Annotated in this window: 15 protein-coding genes; 6 read left to right on the forward strand and 9 right to left on the reverse strand. The window is 69.3% G+C overall.

Translation table 11 applies throughout. From position 1 onward, the window contains the following. Positions 1 to 4 precede the first annotated feature (4 nt). The 3 genes from CA982_RS13555 to CA982_RS13565 all read left to right on the forward strand — a co-directional run bounded on the left by CA982_RS13555 (position 5) and on the right by CA982_RS13565 (position 1,687). Positions 5 to 589 carry a suppressor of fused domain protein gene (locus tag CA982_RS13555; protein ID WP_167383358.1) on the forward strand — a complete coding sequence of 195 codons (585 nt, stop codon included), beginning with the start codon at positions 5 to 7 and terminating at the stop codon, positions 587 to 589. A 181-nt stretch (positions 590 to 770) separates the two neighbouring features. Continuing rightward, the gene (locus CA982_RS13560; protein WP_086535837.1) at positions 771 to 1,487 is read left to right on the forward strand and encodes a HemK2/MTQ2 family protein methyltransferase; all 717 of its coding nucleotides are present in this window, start codon (positions 771 to 773) and stop codon (positions 1,485 to 1,487) included. Then, positions 1,484 to 1,687: a CDGSH iron-sulfur domain-containing protein gene (locus CA982_RS13565; RefSeq protein WP_086535838.1), complete on the forward strand. Its 204-nt coding sequence runs from the start codon at positions 1,484 to 1,486 to the stop codon at positions 1,685 to 1,687. The genes CA982_RS13560 and CA982_RS13565 overlap by 4 nt, the downstream gene beginning before the upstream one ends. A 39-nt stretch (positions 1,688 to 1,726) precedes the next feature. On the opposite strand, the gene CA982_RS13570 is transcribed toward CA982_RS13565, so the two are convergent. The 3 genes from CA982_RS13570 to CA982_RS13580 all read right to left on the reverse strand — a co-directional run bounded on the left by CA982_RS13570 (position 1,727) and on the right by CA982_RS13580 (position 4,697). Further along, positions 1,727 to 2,749: an iron-containing redox enzyme family protein gene (locus tag CA982_RS13570; RefSeq protein WP_086535839.1), complete on the reverse strand. Its 1,023-nt coding sequence runs from the start codon at positions 2,747 to 2,749 to the stop codon at positions 1,727 to 1,729. A 156-nt stretch (positions 2,750 to 2,905) separates the two neighbouring features. Continuing rightward, entirely contained in the window at positions 2,906 to 3,547 is a 642-nt protein-coding gene (locus CA982_RS13575; protein WP_086535840.1) for an HhH-GDP family DNA glycosylase, read from the reverse strand. A 64-nt stretch (positions 3,548 to 3,611) separates the two neighbouring features. Next, positions 3,612 to 4,697 (reverse strand): magnesium and cobalt transport protein CorA, encoded by a 1,086-nt coding sequence (locus CA982_RS13580; RefSeq protein WP_086535841.1) that lies wholly within the window; start codon positions 4,695 to 4,697, stop codon positions 3,612 to 3,614. Between the two features lie 40 nt (positions 4,698 to 4,737). Here CA982_RS13580 and CA982_RS13585 point away from each other — a divergent pair, with 40 nt between their 5' ends. Continuing rightward, positions 4,738 to 5,358, forward strand: coding sequence for a MarC family protein (locus CA982_RS13585; RefSeq protein ID WP_086535842.1), 621 nt, complete (start codon positions 4,738 to 4,740; stop codon positions 5,356 to 5,358). Positions 5,359 to 5,427: 69 nt separating this feature from the next. Then, the gene (locus CA982_RS13590) at positions 5,428 to 6,405 is read left to right on the forward strand and encodes a type 2 periplasmic-binding domain-containing protein (protein WP_086535843.1); all 978 of its coding nucleotides are present in this window, start codon (positions 5,428 to 5,430) and stop codon (positions 6,403 to 6,405) included. 76 nt (positions 6,406 to 6,481) lie between these two features. Here the strand turns inward: CA982_RS13590 and CA982_RS13595 are convergent, their stop codons facing one another. Further along, positions 6,482 to 7,312, reverse strand: a complete 831-nt coding sequence (locus CA982_RS13595; protein ID WP_086535844.1) for an SDR family NAD(P)-dependent oxidoreductase — start codon at positions 7,310 to 7,312, stop codon at positions 6,482 to 6,484. Positions 7,313 to 7,341: 29 nt separating this feature from the next. Continuing rightward, positions 7,342 to 8,904 carry a flavin-containing monooxygenase gene (locus tag CA982_RS13600; protein ID WP_086535845.1) on the reverse strand — a complete coding sequence of 521 codons (1,563 nt, stop codon included), beginning with the start codon at positions 8,902 to 8,904 and terminating at the stop codon, positions 7,342 to 7,344. A gap of 172 nt (positions 8,905 to 9,076) precedes the next feature. Between CA982_RS13600 and CA982_RS13605 the strand changes: the two genes are divergently transcribed. After that, positions 9,077 to 9,676: a TetR/AcrR family transcriptional regulator gene (locus CA982_RS13605; protein ID WP_244176258.1), complete on the forward strand. Its 600-nt coding sequence runs from the start codon at positions 9,077 to 9,079 to the stop codon at positions 9,674 to 9,676. Positions 9,677 to 9,691: 15 nt separating this feature from the next. On the opposite strand, the gene CA982_RS13610 is transcribed toward CA982_RS13605, so the two are convergent. The 4 genes from CA982_RS13610 to CA982_RS13625 all read right to left on the reverse strand — a co-directional run bounded on the left by CA982_RS13610 (position 9,692) and on the right by CA982_RS13625 (position 14,683). Continuing rightward, entirely contained in the window at positions 9,692 to 10,171 is a 480-nt protein-coding gene (locus tag CA982_RS13610) for a DUF4383 domain-containing protein (RefSeq protein ID WP_086535846.1), read from the reverse strand. 125 nt (positions 10,172 to 10,296) lie between these two features. Next, a complete protein-coding gene (locus CA982_RS13615) occupies positions 10,297 to 11,706 on the reverse strand; it encodes a condensation domain-containing protein (protein WP_086535847.1) in 1,410 nt (469 codons plus the stop codon). Between the two features lie 6 nt (positions 11,707 to 11,712). Then, entirely contained in the window at positions 11,713 to 13,209 is a 1,497-nt protein-coding gene (locus CA982_RS13620) for a condensation domain-containing protein (RefSeq protein WP_086535848.1), read from the reverse strand. A gap of 16 nt (positions 13,210 to 13,225) precedes the next feature. Further along, a complete protein-coding gene (locus CA982_RS13625) occupies positions 13,226 to 14,683 on the reverse strand; it encodes a condensation domain-containing protein (RefSeq protein ID WP_086535849.1) in 1,458 nt (485 codons plus the stop codon). Positions 14,684 to 14,847 lie beyond the last annotated feature (164 nt).

Consider the following 14,847-nt stretch of genomic DNA (forward strand, 5'->3'; position numbering starts at 1 on the left):
GGGTGTGAGCGAAGCCGTGACAGAGGTCGTCGGACGATTCCTGGAAGACCGGCTGGGGACGACGCCGCAGCGAGCGTCGGTGACGTTCCTGGGCGTCGAGCCGATCGACGTCCTGCGGTTCGCGGCCGGCGATCGCCCCACGGTGGTCTACGTGACGTCGGGGTGTGCGCGGCATCCCATGTCGGATCCCACCGACCTGCACGCGGATCCGGTCCGTGGCCCCCGCGCCGAGCTGGTCGTGCGCATGTCGTCGGGGACACCGCTGCCGGGTCTGCACAAGCGGATGGCGACGCTGGCGGCCGCCCCCGCCGTCGAGGGACTGATCATCGCCGCCGACGCACTGGTCGATCTCGGCGAACCCCTGTGGGACGGTTCCCCGTTCACCGCCGTGCTGCTCGAGGCCGACGAACTCGGCATCGTCGAACTGCCCGAGCCGATGGACCCGGTCACCATGCTCCGCGCCATACCGATCACCGCCAACGAAGCCGCCTGGGTGCGGCTCAAAGGGGCCGACGCGTTGCGGGAGGCGTGGCGCGAGGCGGAGATCGACGTGACCAGGCCCGACCGGGCATCGGCGACCCCGGCCTGAGTCGTCTCGCGGATTCCTGGCCTCCTCGCGTGGCAGCGGCGAACACATCCGTTCCGAGGTTTCGGAACGTATGACAGAGGGAACGTCTGAGCATCGAGAGCACGATCGGTCTGAGAAGGTGAGGGTGCATGGAGTCACGGGGAGCAGGGACCATCGGCACGACGGACGGGCGGTGCCCCGCGTGACACTCACATCATCGTCGCTGCCCACGGCGACGGCCCCACGCTCCGATCTCGATGTCTATCTGCCGCAGCAGGACACCCAGTTGCTGATCGACACCCTCCGGTCCCGCGGCGTCGCGGGAGCCCGTGTCCTGGATCTGTGCACCGGCAGCGGCGCCATCGCGATCGCGGCGGCGCGGGCGGGCGCGGCCGAGGTGACAGCGGTGGACGCATCAGCCGATGCGGTCGCCTACGCGCGTCGTGCGGCGGCCGAGGCCGGGGTGCGCATCGAGGTGGCCCACGGCGACCTCCGCCGTCACCGGGGCCGGTACGACGTCGTCACCTGCAATCCTCCGTACGTGCCGACCCCGCCCGAATCCGAAGCGGCCCTGCATCCGGCCGGTCCGTCGCACGCCTGGGACGCCGGCCTCGACGGCCGCGCCGTCCTCGACCCGCTGTGCGCGCACGTTCCGGATCTGCTGGTGCCCGGCGGCATGTTCGTACTCGTGCACTCGGAGTTCGCGGACGAGGACGCCTCGCTGCATGCGCTGCGCGCCGGGGGACTGACCGCCGAGGTGGTGGCCGAGCGGGTCATCCCGTTCGGTCCGGTCCTCTCGGCTCGCGCGGGCTGGATGGAGCAGTGCGGAATGCTCGAACGCAACCGCCGCATCGAGCGACTCGTCGCGATCGTCGCGGTGGCGCCGGGGGAGTCCGGCCCGGCCGGAGGTTCGGTGTGAGCGCAGACGGCAAGCGCAACGCGGTACGGGTGGTCCGCGGGGGTCCGGTGCTCGTCTCCGGACCCGTCGAAATCGAGCTCCCCGACGGCGCCAAGGTCGAATCGGATCGGTTCATGGTCGCGGTGTGCGCGTGTGGCCGCAGCAAGACCTATCCGCTGTGCGACACCAGCCACCGCAAGAAACGCCGCCGGTCGAGCTGACGTCGCACCCGCCGGCGGCTGAGCGTGCCGGCCGGGGTGTCAGATGCCCGGGAAGGCGCTCTCGCCGCTCTCCCATGCGGACAGGACATGCCGATCGAGGGCGTCCTCCACGAACAGGAAGGCGCGGATCCCGAAGATCACGTCGGCCTCGGTGTCCGGCTCGCTCCGGATGAGATCACCGACGACGTCGGTGCGCAGGATCTGCTCGTGGACCGCGTCGGCCTCGACGTGTTCGCGATAGAAACGCCGGCAGGCCTCCGGCGCATCGAGCTGCTCCAGACCCCCGAGCAGGCGCTGGGACCCCGGCGGCGAGGTGATCTCGGTGGCCGCGAGATGGCCCACCGCGGCACCCCGGTACCGGCGATGGAGTCCGAACAGCGACATCAAATTGACCGGTGTGAGGGCGACGCCGGGCACGGTGTCGAGGTAACCGAGATAGTCGGCCCGGAGGTCGGAGGCGCGGAGCAGGTCGGCGAAGAGTTCCTGGTGGACGGCGTCGCCGCGACCACCGCCGAACTCATCGAACTCGACGGCGACGTAGGCGGCCTTGGCGTGGCCCCGCAGACGCGGGATCGCCCACGCGTGCGGGTCGGCCTCTTTCAGGTGATACAGCGAGCGCAGTGCGAAGATCTGCCGATACTGCTCCCACGTCCCGGCGTCGCGGAGTCGGTACGAGGCACCGTCGCCGTCGGGGTTCTCGATGCAGAGCTCGTCCATCTCGTGGTCCGCGGAGTCCCCGGCGGCCGCGGCCGGGACGTCGCGATGCAGGGCCGCGAGGAACGACCGTTCGAGTCCGGCCCGGATCGTGAGCAGGGCGGGATTCCACTCCCATTCGGTGTCGGCGTCGGCGAACCCCACGTAATGCATCTCGTAGCAGAGGTAGAGCGCGAGCTGGAGGTCGTCGCCGTACGGGTCGGCATCCTCGACCGGCAACTCGGGGACCGTCGCCGAGGCGGGATCACCCCGGAGGAGCTCGACGACGATGGCCGACAGGGGGCCGCGCGCACTCGGCAACAGCGGGCGCCGGAAGGTCGTGTCGTGCTCCGTCGAAACGTCGACCATCGGGTCAGCTGACACCTGTGAGTCCTCCTGTCGTCTCCGGACGTCCGGCACGGCCGAGCGCGGACTCTTCCGGATAACCGAATCGGGCACGGTACAAACCTCGAGCGCCGACCGGACGACCGTGATCGTGGTCCCAGCATAGGCCCGGTGCGGAGATCAGCTGATCTCCGCGCGTAGCGACTTGTCCAGTGCGACCCGGACGAGCGCGGCCGCCAGGACCTCCGGACGCCCGTCGGCGAGGTCGGCGAGCCGCGCGGGATCCGCCGGCAGACCGAGGTCGCGGGCGGCGGCCAGCGCGCGTTTGTCGAAATACGGTGTTGCCCAGGTCCACACGGACTGGACCTCGCGCAGGAAGATTTCGGCCCCGACCGGACCGATGCCGGTGAACCCCTGGAGCAGTTCCGCCGCGCGGGACGGGTCGGACCCGGCCTCGTCGGCCAGATGACGCAGATCGCCGTGATACTCGTCGAGGACTTTCTGCGCCGCCTCGCCGAGACGGGTGGCGGTGCTCTCGTCGTAGCGAACATAGTGGCCCCGGCCCAGCGCGTCGACCAGGCTCTGCCACGACGCCCGGGCCATCTTCTCCGGTGTGCGGTAGCCGGCCGCGAACAGTTCGCGAGCGGCCGCCACCGCGATGTCCGCGGAGATCCGGGTGCTCAGGAGCAGGGCGAGCACCAACAGCTCGAACAGCGGCGACGGCGTGTTCTTGAGCGTGATCCCGGCGTCCTCCGCATAGGTGCGGCCGGCGCGGTCGAGCAGGGATCGGACCGTGTCGCGGGCGTGATCGGTGCGGGTCATCGCCCGGGAGTACCCGCCGCGGTGCCTCGGCAATCCTCCGGGTGGACGACGCGTGACGCGACGGTCACAACCAGTGACTACGACGGAAGACCACGAAGAGCGCAGCGCAGAGCGCGACCAGGCAGGCGAGGACCACGGGATAACCCCACTCCTGGTGGAGCTCGGGCATGTGATCGAAGTTCATGCCGTAGATGCCGGCCACCATGGTCGGCACCGCGGCGATCGCGACCCAGGCCGAGATCTTGCGCATGTCGGTGGACTGCTGGATGCCGACCTTGGCGGCCGCGGCCTGCAGGAGCGAGGTGAGTAGTTCGTCGTACTCGAGGACGCGATCGATGACGGTGGTGAGGTGGTCGGCGACATCCCGGAACTGACGCCGGATCTCCTTGGGCACCAGCGGGTTACCGCTCGCCGTCAGGCTCTGCAGCGGCGTCGCGAGCGGCGTCACCGCGCGACGGAGTTCGAGTACCTCCCGGCGTAGGAGGTAGACCGGGTCGATGTCGAGCGAGTGGCCCTGCCGGCCGAAGACGACCTCCTCGATGGCGGCGACGTCGGCGTCCATCCGGTCGGTGACCGCCAGGTAGCTGTCGACGACCTTGTCGGCGACGGCGTGCAAGACCGCCGTCGGGCCGAGGGCGAGGCGGTCGGGATGGGTTTCCAGGTGCCGCCGCAGCTCCGACAGTTCGGTGTGCTCGCCGTGCCGCACGGTGAGGACGAAGTCCGGTCCGGCGAAGACCATGATCTCGCCGGTCTCGACGACCTCACTCGCCTTGGCCATCGTCTCGTGCTCGACGTATTGGACTGTCCGCAGCACCAGGAACTGGGTGTCGTCGTACACCTCGAGTTTCGGTCGTTGGTGCGCGTGGACCGCGTCCTCGACCACGAGCTCGTGCAGCCCGAAGGTGGCACCCACGTCGGCCATCTGCGCGTCGTCGGGGGCATGGAGCCCGACCCACACGAAACCCTTGCCCGCCGCCCGCACCCGGGCGAGACCCTCGGTGTAGCTGACGCGGCCCGGCTGCCGTCGGCCGTCGATGTAGACGGCGCAGTCCACGATCGCCCGCGCGACCGGGACACGGATTTGCGGGAGCGGTCGGCGGTTGCGGCGCGGTGACAACCCGCGCGGACCGGGCCGGGGGAGCGAGGGCACGTGTGCCGATGCTACTCGGGGTCCTCGTACACTCTGGGACGTGTCCTTCGACGTCACGGTGTACACGACGACGTTGATCACGCTGCTCGTCATCATGGACCCGCCTGGTCAGATCCCGCTGTTCCTCAGCCTGGTCGGTCAGCGCTCACCGGAGTACCGCAGGCGTGCAGCCTGGCAGGCGCCGCTCGTCAGTCTCCTGGTGATCAGCGTGTTCGCCGTCGGCGGCAAAGCCATCCTGACCTACCTCCACATCGGGATCCCGGCACTGCAGGGCGCCGGCGGGCTGCTGTTGCTGCTCGTGGCGCTCCAACTGCTCACCGGACTCGGCAATGCCGGCACACCCACGGCGGCCGACGACGTCAACGTCGCGCTCGTCCCGCTCGGCACCCCGCTGCTCGCCGGACCGGGTGCCATCGCCGCGGTCATCGTCGGTGTCAGCAGCGTCGACGCGGGGTCGGGTGGTTACGTGGCGATCGCGGCCGCCATCGTCAGCGTGCACCTGGTGGTGATGCTCGTCCTCCGGTACTCGACGGCGCTGATCCGTGTCCTGGGCATCGGCGGCATCACGCTCCTGGCCAAGATCGCGGGTCTGCTCCTCGCCGCGATCGCCGTCCAGCTGATCGCCGACTCGGTCATGGGATTCGTCGCCGAGGGATCCTGACCGCGGTCCCCGGGGACCCGACTCGGGTCGGCCGCACGCCGTCCGGCGGCGCGGGGATACGGTGGCGGGGTGCCTGAACGTCTTGTCCGCAAACGTCTCGTCACGGTGGCCGGCCTCATCGTCGTCCTCGCGGTGGTGCTCGCCGGCTGCGCCGACGACCCGTCGACCCCGCCACGCGGGCTGGTGATCGGCTCGTCGGACGAACCGGCGATGCGGGTGATGGCCGAGGTGTATGCGGGGGCGCTGCGCAACGCCGGTTCGGTCGTGTCCGCCGACCAGCTCCGTGGCGACATGCCGACCCTGCTGGACGAGATGGACCGCGCCGAACTCGATCTCTTCCCGGGCTTCACCGGGGAATTGTTGACGTTGCTCTCGCCGTCGTCGTCCGCGATCGGTGCCGAAGACGTCTACCGTGACCTCAACCGTTCACTGCCGCAAGGAGTTTCGGTCGGCGATGAGACGCCGGTGTCGGCTGCCCCACAGATCTTCGTGTCGACGACCCTGGCCGGGGACGTCGGCGCCACCGGTCTCGACGACTGTGCGCGGCTGCCGTCGGGTCTGCAGGTCGCGGCCCTCGGGGAACCAGACGAGGCCACCATGCGGGCCTTCGCCGATGCGGGGTGCGCGTTCGGTCCGGTCGAGCTCGCCGCGTCCTCCGAGGACGTACTCCGCCGTGCCGCCGGCGGCACGGCGGTCGGCCTGCTGACGCCGCTCGAGATCGCCGGGGAGGACGCCGACGGCGCGTCCTCCGAGGTGCAGGCGCTGCGGAACTCGCACGGCGGCGGCGACACCGCGGACAGCCCCGCCACCCAGGCCACAGACGCCCGACCAGCGGGCGACGAGCAGGCCGATCAGACCGGTCCGCGTGCGGAGGTACTCGTGCCGGTGTTCCGGTCCGCGGCGCTGAACCGCGACCAGGTCAAGACGATGAACAAGGTGGCGGGCGAGATCACCACCGCCGATCTCGCCACCATGTCCGCCGACGTCCACGGCGGGGCGGACCCCCGCGAGGTGGCCCTCGCCTGGTTGGGCGAACACGGACTGTAGGTCGAGGCGAAACGCCGTGGCGCCAACACGCCCCGACCGCGTGTTGGTGCCACGGCGTCGCCGCGTTCGACTGGTGTCAGCCGGCCTTGGACATCGCCCAACCGGTCAGCTTCGCCGACACCCACTGGTACTTCGACGCGACCAGGCGAACCGCGATATCGAGGATCTTGGCATCGGTGCCGACCAGGATGCGTGCCTTGTTCTTGCGCACACCGTCGATGATCACGTCCGCCGCGTCCTCGCTCGTCATGCGGGCGAGATACCGATCGAACAGTGCGGCCGTGGCCTTCTGGTCATGGTCGCCGGACACCGTCGCGTTGCGGGCGATCGCGGTCTTGATGCCACCGGGGTGCACACAGGACACCTGCACCGGATGCTTGGCGACGATCATCTCCTGGCGCAGCGCCTCGGTGAACCCGCGCACCGCGAACTTCGCTGAGTTGTAGGCGGCCTGTCCCGGCTCGGCGAGCAATCCGAACAGCGACGACGTGTTCACGATGTGCCCGTCGCCGGAGGCGATCACGTGCGGCAGAAAAGCCTTGGTGCCGTTGACGACTCCCCAGTAGTCGACGTCCATCACCCGTTCGATGTCCTTGAACTCGGTGCGCTCGATCTCGCCGTGGTGGGCGATACCCGCGTTGTTGAAGACGACGTTGACCACGCCGAAGTGCTCGGCGACGGTGTCGGCGTAGGTGAGCACGGCTTCGCGCTCGGCGACATTGAGCAGCTGCGAGTGGACCTCTGCGCCCGCCTCTCTCACCAGCTTCTCGGTGACGGCCAGGCCGTCGGGGGTGACGTCGGAGATGGCCAGTCGCGCACCGCGGTGCGCCAGTTTGACCGCGATGTCACGGCCCATTCCCGAACCGGCTCCGGTGATCACGACGACCTTGCCGCGAAAGTCCTTCATTTCTTGTCTCCTGTGATGGGTTCGGTCGGTCAGGCGTTGGCGGTGGCGGGCGACGCGACGTCCTCGCCCGTGGCGGAACCGGCCGGTGCCGCGGGCGCAACGGGTCGCCGGGCACCGCGGGTCACATCGTAGGCGGCGACGTCGAAGGAACGGGTCGTCTGCCGGTAGGCGAAGGTGAACCCGGGCCACAGTGTCGTGATGTTGCCGTTGGCGTCCTTGTACCAGGAGGCGCACCCGCCGTTCACCCACACGCTGTTGCGCAGTTTGTGCTGGATTCCGGCGTTGAACTCCTGCTGGGCGGAGAGCTTCACCTCGGTCCGGGTGATCCCCAGCGCGCGAGAGGTTTTCAGGTAGTCGACCAGGTAGTTGAGCTGCGACTCGATCATGTACACCATCGAGGTGTGGCCCAGCCCGGTCGACGGGCCGACCATCAGCATCATGTTCGGGAAGCCGTGGACGAACGAACCCTTGTATCCCTGCATGCCGATCTCGTTCCACACCTGCGCGAGGCTACGGCCGTCCTTGCCGATGATCTTCTCGAACACGGGGGAGTCGGTGACGTGGAATCCGGTGGCGACGACGATCACGTCCACCTCGCGGACGGTGCCGTCCCGGGAGACGATCCCGCTCGGGGTGATCCGCTCGATCCCGTCGGTGACGAGGTCGACGTTGGGCCGTGCGAGCGCCGGATACCAGTCGTTGGAGCGCAGGATTCGCTTGCATCCCACCTGGAACGTCGGGGTGGCCTTGCGGCGCAGTTCGGCGTCGCGCCCGATCCCGCGCAGGATGTTGGCGCGGCAGAGCAGTTCGACCGGCTTGAGGGCCTTGGGTGAGTAGGTGAGGCCGAACGCGACGACCTCGTTGGCGGCGTAGATCCCGCCGCGGACCGCGGACTGGTATCCCGGGACGTTCTTGTAGGCCCAGTGTTCGACCGAGCTGTAGGCCCGTTCGGTGCGCGGGACGATCCACGGTGCGGTGCGCTGGTAGACGTCCAGCCGGCCGGCGACCTTGGCGACCTCGGGGACCAGCTGGATGGCCGAGGCGCCGGTCCCGATCACCGCGACACGCTGGCCGCCGAAGTCGTGGTCGTTGTCCCAGCGGGCGGAGTGCACGATCTTGCCCTCGAAGGACTCGATGCCCTCGATGTCGGGGAGATTGGGCTCACAGAGGGGGCCGACGCCGCCCACGAGGACCCGCGCACGCACCTGGTCGGTCTTCCCGTCCTGCAGCGTGTCGATGACCCACCGGCCCTCGTCCTCGTTCCACTCGGTCCGGGTCACCTCGGTGCCGAAGCGGGCCTTCGCGGCGATGCCGAACTTGTCGGCGACCCCGTTGATGTAGTCGTGGATCTCGGGCTGATGCGAGTACGACCGCGACCACGTGGGGTTCTTCGCGAACGAGAAGGAGTAGAGCTGCGAGGGCACGTCGCAGGCCGCGCCGGGGTAGGTGTTGTCACGCCAGGTCCCGCCGAAGTCGCGGCCGCGATCGAGGAGGACGAAGTCGTCGAAGCCGTTCTGCTTGAGGCGGACCGCGGCGCCCAGACCCGAGAAGCCGGCACCGATGATGGCGATCTCTACATCGTTCGTTGTCATGGTGTCACCATAGGGTGGTACTGAACACGTGTCAATAGCTATTGAACAAGAATCAATAGGAGTAGGCTGGCCCGGTGGCCAGAGGACGAGGGAGTGCACAGTGTCGGTGATCAACGACAAGTCGATCGACGCCGAGGGCGGTGACCGGCGCACCCCGCACAAGCGGACGCGGATGAGTCCAGAGGCGCGACGCGACCAGCTGATCGAGTACGGCCTCGCCATGGTCGGGGACCGGCCGCTCGAGGAGATCACCATCGACGCGATCGCCGACGCCGCCGGGGTGTCCCGGGCGCTGCTGTTCCACTACTTCGCCTCCAAGCAGGAGTTCCACGTCGCGATCGCGCAGGCCCAGGCCGACCGGATGCTCGCCCGCACCGAGCCGGATGCATCCCTGGGCGATCCGATAGCGATTCTCACGGCCTCGATGGCTGCGTTCGTCGACTATGTGAGCGAGAACCGCACCGCCTACACCGCGCTGATCCGTGGTGCCTCCAGCTCCGACGCGGCGATGCGGGAGGTCTTCGACCGGACCCGAGAGGTGATGGTCGCCCGGGTTCTCGACCACGCGCCGGTGTTCGGGGTCGAGGTGACCCCGGTCGTCGTGATGAGCGTGCACGGCTGGATCGCCTTCGTCGAGGAGACGACGATCCGCTGGCTCACCGCCGAGACCCCCGACGCGGGGACGAGCACCGGCGGGACGCTGACCCGGGACGAACTGCTCGCCCTCATCACGGCAGCGCTTCCCGCCCTCGCGGCGGCGACCATCGGGTAGACGCCGCGCCGCGGATCAGATCCGCTCACCTCCCGCCGGGCCCGCGTGGCGGGTGCCGACCGGCTCCGAGCGGCGTCGCAGGAGCAGGCCGAGACCGATCATCCCGACGCCGAGCACGAAGTGCAGCCAGTTGTCGGCCGTGTTGACCGGGACGAAATTGGCGGCACTGTGGTGGTCGATCAGCAGTCCGTACACCCAGAGGACCAGGTACACGGCACCGCCGGCCACGAGGTACAGGAACGACGAGGACGCTGTGCGGGACATGGCGATGCCCGCGACGCCGAACAACAGGTGGACGATGTTGTGCAGGACCGACACCTGGAAGATGCCCAGCAGTGCCGCCTCGGAATGATGACCGGCGAAGGTGAGGGTGTCGTAGTCGGTGGTGATGCCGGGGATGAATCCCAGGATGCCGACGAGAAGGAACACCACACCGACGGCCAGTGCCGCTGTCCGGATCAGTGACCGGGCGGGTCGCGCGTTCGCAGATGTCATGAGGATCGACCTCCGTGAGATACCTGGTTCGTCGCGGCACGGTCTTCACCACGGCGGGTGGACCACAGGGGAGTATCCACCCGGAGGCGTCCCAAACCCGCGGGAGGTCCCGACACCCGCCCGGGTCAGAGTCCGACGACCCGCGCGGTGTCGCGCCCGCCGGTGGCTTCGACGCCATCGTCGTCTTCGTGGTCGACGCCGTTGCGCATGGTGCGGATCAGTTCGTCGGTGAACGCGCGGATGGTGCGGTGGGCGGTCAGCGTGTCGGGGTGCCGTGCGCGCAGCGCCAGTCCGTCGCCGGTACGCGAGATCCAGAATTGCACATCGTCGGCGGTGGTCGCGTTCGAGATGTGGTGGGCGTCGATCGCCTGATGGCGGTCCGCGCCGGGGAGCAGCCGGTAGTCGACGTAGGACACCATGAAGATGTCCGCCCGGGTGCGGCGTAGTCCGCCCATCGCCTCGATGACCTGCGGAACGGGTACCTCGCCGAGGGTCACGGCCCGGCGCAGCTCGGGTCCGGTGCGCCGGATCGTGTCGATCAGGTCACCGGTGCTCACGACGCGCAGTGGCGCATTGGTGGTGAACCAGCCGACCGCGTTGCGCCACTTCTCTTCCCGACGTGTGTGCATCGGGAACAGCAGCGGTAGTTCGGGTCCGCCGCCGCAGCGGCGGACCGCGTCGGCCATCGCGGCCAGGGTCCCGCCGAACACGCTGGCACCGTTGCGTCGGCACAGCTCGTCGAACCTCTCCGTCGCGGCCGGCCCGAGCAGCGTGCGCACCTCCGTGGCCTGTGCCGCGACGGCGCCGGGTTCGACCCCGAGGTCCAGGGGAAAGGTGGGCAGGACGCCGTCCCGGTCGTCGAAGAAGCGGAGCCAGCCGCGCATTCGGGGATCGGACTGTGCGACCGGGGGTGCATGCGACTCGGCGGCGCAGAAGTCGACGAAGTTCCCGCTCATGACGGTCTCCGACGAATCGAAAGACGTTCCGTGGCAACGGTATCCTTCGTACAGCCGATGCAGGTCGTCGATCACTATGGAGATCGAGTAGGCGTCCACGTGGCAGTGGTCGAAGCCGCAGATGATCGTCGACGCGTCGGCGCGGTCGATCGCGGCGAAGAGGTAGGCGGGGTGGCCGAAGGGGTGACATGCACGATCGAGTGTGTCGCGGAGCCGGTCGCGCAGAACGGTGTCGGAGGATGTGTCGATCACGGTGTCTACGCGGAGCACGAGGTCGTCCGGCTCGTAGGAATGCCGCCGGATCCCCTCGGGACCCGCCGAGAACGACGACCGGAGGGTGCCGTGCCGGGCGACGAGAGCGTGGTAGGCCGACCCGAGCGCAGCGCGGTCCACCCGGCCGCGGACGGTGAACGCGGCGGCCAGCCAGGTGCTCGACTCACCGGCCGAGGCCAGGTGCACGGTCTGGTTGAACGACGGTGGGACATCGGAGATCTCGGACCGGACGTTCGAGGTGTCCACGGACCAGGACAGCAACTCGCCCGCGGACGGGCAGTATCGATCGATGGTGGTGACGTGCACTCGTCCTCACGCTCCTCTGCGTAGGGCCGCGGCCGCGACGGGGTCGGCGGGCCCAGGTGTCGCGGCCGGCCCACGGATCTGCCGGTCGCCGGTGCGCGCGATGTCCGCGACCACGGCGCGCAGATGGTCGTAGTAGTGGCGAGCCACGGACTCCGCGAACGGGGTGCCCGGGATCTGGCTGCCCAGGTAGAGCTCGTCGTGGTCGCGGTTGATCCACGCCGACGCGTTGGCCGTCCGGCCCTCCCCGGTGAACAGCGCGCCACGCCGGAAGGCCTCCCGTGACGTACCGGGGAACCATCGGAAATCGATGTAGGACAGCAGGTTCGGTGCGGTGATGATCGCGTCCGGGGTGGCGCCCGCGGCAGCGATGGCGGCGAGCGCGGCCGCCACCGGCACCGTCGCGAGGTCGCGCGCGCGCCGACGGGCCGTGTGTGCCGCCGGGATCAGCTCGGCGAAGGTCGATGCTGTGGTCAGGGAGAACTCCACCGGTGCGAAGGTGCAGAACCATCCCTGTGACGTCGCGTACCCGTCGAGCGCGGCCCGGGTGTTGAACACCGTCATCCCGTAGTACTCGTCGGCGCCGGCCAGCTCTCGGTCGGTGATCGCGATGGCCGCGTAGATGCCGTCGATGAAGCGACCTCCTGCCCCGCGGCACGCGGCGTCGAAGGCGGCGATCCCGGCGCCGTCGAGCAGTGAGACCTCGACACCGGTCACCTGTGCGGTGTCGCCCGCGGCCAGGCCGAGGTCGAGGGGGAACCGCGGCATCTGCAGGTCGTGCCTGCGGAAGATTTCCTGCCAGGCCCTGGTCTGGGGAGAGCCCGCCAGATGCTGGGCGGTCGACTCGGCCTCGGCCGCGGCGTAGGTGAAGTAGCCCCCGACGGCCGGAGCCGGCTCGGCGTCCGTCGCGTGATCGGGGTCGCCGGCTCCGATCAGTTCCAGGTAGATCTGCGCGATCTCGTCGAGGGCCAGAGCCTGTGACGCGCCGTCGGAGAGGGCGTGATCGCACGCCAGGAAGAGGGCGAACCCGCCGGGCCGGCTGATGGCTCCGAAGGCGAATCCGGGGAAGGCGTCGCTGGGGGTTTCGTGGTCGAAACGATCGATGAGGTACGGGTGCACGTCGTCGGCGGTCTCCAGCCGGCGGTCGACGCGCCCCTCGAAGTCGACGTCGGCGGAATCGACGAGGTGGGCGGTGACGTCCCCGTCTCGGCATTCGAACCAGGTGCGCAGCACCTCGTGACGGCGCACGAAGAGAGTCAGGGCAGCGCCGAGTGCCGCGGTGTCGAGGTCGCCGTCGATCTCGGTGCCCGATCCCAGGTATCCGCGATGGGTGCGCCCCGCGGCCCGGGCGACAGCTGCACCGCGGACGTGGTTCTGGGCCAGGAAGGTGACGGGCGCCGGGTGGTCGGGGGTGCTCGAGGCGGCCTCGCGACAGGCCTCGGTCGGGTCGAAGCGCACGGCCATCCCCGGTTGTGGACGCCAGTTGCCCATTGCCGTGATTCTCATCGGGTTCTCTCCTCGATCATGCGGGGCGGGCGTCGTCCATCGCGGCGGTGCCGGCGAAGGTCGCGCAGGTGTAGGAGGACAGGGGCAGGGCGGTGCCCTCGGTGGCGAGTGCCCCCAAGATGGACGCGTAGGTGGTGATGAGGTCGCGGATGCTCGCGTCGGCCGGATCGTGACCGGGGTGTCGCGTGGAGACGGTGATCCCTCCGGGCACCCGCGCGATCCAGAGGTAGACCTCGCGGTCCGATCGCGACCCGCCGCGCAGGATCTGTGCCCCGGCCGCATCCCACTCACCCGCTCCGGGGACGTGACGGATGTCCAGATACGACACGACGAACTCCGGTTCGCCTCCGGTGCCCAGCAATTCGACGACGCGCTGATAGGGGAACGACGGCAGGTGCCGAACCGCGTCGATCGCGGACGCGGTCGCGGCCAGGGCGTCATCGAAGGTGTCCGCGCCGGCGAGGTCGACCTCGAGGGGGGCGAGCCCGACATACCAGCCCACCGATCCCGCGTACCGTGCCTCCGATCGGGTGTGCATCGGCATGGTCAGTCGTAGCGTGTCGCGGCCGGTGAGGGTGCGGAGGGCGACAGCGAGGGCCGCGAACACCGCTGTCTGGGTTCCGTGTCCGCCCGCTCGGGCCGCCGAGCTCACGAAGGTCGCCAGACTGTCGTCGGCCACGTACTCGGAGATGCCGCGCTGCCGCGGTGTGCGCGCCCGGTCCCGGGTCTCCAGGCGCGGGCGGACCAGAGGGAGACCGACCCCCGGGGCATCCGCGGAACCGTCCAGGAATGCGCGCCATCGCACGACCGCGGGGTGCTCGCCGGTCATGCCGAGGCCCACCGCGCGATCGTGCACGCTGAAGTCGAGATGACTTCCGACGTCTGCCATCTCGGTGGCGGTGCTCGTCCGGGCCGAGGTGTACAGGCGACGGATCTCGCTCATGCTCAACAGGATCGAATACGCATCCATGACCACGTGGTCGGCGGCGAAGGCGACGGTGACGCCGTGCGACGACTCGATGGTCGCCGCGAGGCAGTGTGGCCAGCGCGTCGGCGCGAGTCCGGCGTCGAAGACACCGATGAGGAGGTCGCGGACATCGTCGCCCGAGTCGAAGTCGCCCGCCACCTCGGCATCGACGCCGAGCTGGGCGCCGCGGTAGGTGCGACGCCCGTGATCGGGATCGGCGGTCGTCGGGTCGGATGTCGAGAGGAGCGCTTCGTGGCGCGTGAGCCACCGGCGCAGGCAGGTGTCGAAGTGCTCGGCATCCAGCTTGTCGTCGATCTCGAAAATCGCTCCGAGCCATGAGTGTTCGTCGGAATCGTCGATGGTCGATCGCCGAATCGACGCCGACTGGTCGTAGGTGAACGGTCGCGGATCCGGTTGCCAGCCCGAGGGATCCATACGTGTGGTCGGCGTCCAGATCGTGACCGTCCCGGCCGGTACGGGGTAGTCGGACAGCTCGGTGAACTTCATGCGCGGTGGTCCATGCGTCGGTCATCCGTTCCCGGGCCGCGACACCATGCCATGCCTTCCCCGGCATGGCCCCCCGGCCCATGAGTTCTGATCTGAGACAACAGGAATCGCCCGTACCACGATGCACGCGCGCGGCCCGGTACGACGCACCGGGGGAGTTCCCC

It is taken from the genome of Gordonia lacunae (assembly GCF_002149015.1).
GTDB lineage: Bacteria > Actinomycetota > Actinomycetes > Mycobacteriales > Mycobacteriaceae > Gordonia > Gordonia lacunae.